At 35.9% G+C, this 1,411-nt stretch carries 1 protein-coding gene; it reads left to right on the top strand.

Going from position 1 to position 1,411, the window contains the following annotated elements:
- The coding region (locus H4J50_RS18900; RefSeq protein ID WP_182257695.1) for a DEAD/DEAH box helicase at positions 1–1,153 on the top strand (1,153 nt) is incomplete at its 5' end.
- Positions 1,154–1,411 lie beyond the last annotated feature (258 nt).

Below are 1,411 nucleotides of genomic sequence, written 5' to 3'. Positions count from 1 at the left end.
AAGTTTGCAGTATCTTGATGAAAATTTTTGGCAGTTATTTCATAGGTATAGAATATTTGTGATCTTTGACGAGATCCACCACTGTGCTGGTTCTAATATTGATAATGCAAATGCTTGGGGCGAACAAATAATACTGAACATTCAAGATAAAGCAAAATATACACTGGCGTTAACAGGAACACCTTGGCGCTCAGACGCTGCTCCTATCGTTCTTTCAAACTATATGCATCCTAGCAACAAAATATCATGTGATTACGTTTACGGGCTTTCTGAAGCTATTCAAGATGATGTTTGTCGTATTCCACAGATAATTGCGGTGGATAACAATAATATTTCAGTTGTTGATGACGATGAGACTAAAACGTTTACTAGCTTTAAATGTTTATTATCACAATCAATCATTCCGTATCAGGAAATTATTGAAAATGAAAAGGTAATCAAATACGTTATTTCTTCAGCACAGAAAAAACTAAGTGCGATTAGAGTGAAAAACTCTGACGCCGCCGGATTAATTGTTGCGTCTTCAGTTGATTATGCAAAACAGATTTCAACGTTAATGAAAGCCTGTTTTAACGAAGATGCCGTTGTGGTTACTTACCGAGAAAATGAGCCAACCAATATTATTCAACAGTTTAGGCATGCACAAACTAAATGGATCATTTCGGTAGGGATGATCAGCGAGGGAACGAATATCCCCCGATTGCAGGTTTGTTGTCACCTGACTAATATCAAAACAGAAATGCATTTTAGACAGATTTTGGGGCGAATCCTCAGAATGACTGGTTCAAAGAATCAAGAGGCGGTTATGTATATGCCTGCGGAGCCTAAGCTGTTGGAATATGCTTATCGAGTTAAACAAGATGTACCCTTTGAAGCTGATATTGTTAAGTTTGAAAAGATGAGCGCTAATGTTGAAGAGGATGTAGATGCTGAGATTTCATGCTCTGTTATATTCGGCAAGGCATCAAACGTCAGCTCTAAAGCAAAATTGAAACTTAGTGGATTTGATACGGTTATTGATAATAATGCCTTTGAAGAAACTAGTGACATTGTTGATGAGCATTTTTTGACAAGCTCATATGAGAAAGTCGTTAATATTTTTGGTCGATTTCAGCAAGAGTCTATCGCTTTGGGGTTAAGTGAGTTGAGGTAGTTATGCTGTATGTAAAAAATAGAGGTTTAAATGAAAATATATGAAGTAATTATATTAACGATACCGGTTAAAATTTTAAATTTGATCATTTCTGTTATTCCTGCGTATTTTCTTTGGGATTGGAGATCATACCCGATATTTTTTCATTGCCAGAAATTGGTCTACTACAAATGACGGGGTTAATTATTTTAATTCAATGCATTATCAGTCGAGGCTTTATTTCTGTAAATACTGAAGGTGTTTGAAGGTAAGTAGGCC

Source organism: Colwellia sp. 6M3, assembly GCF_014077595.1.
Classification (GTDB): Bacteria; Pseudomonadota; Gammaproteobacteria; order Enterobacterales; family Alteromonadaceae; genus Cognaticolwellia.
The sequence above is the reverse complement of the archived record's forward strand: the minus strand, read 5'-3'. Positions and strand labels throughout refer to the sequence as shown.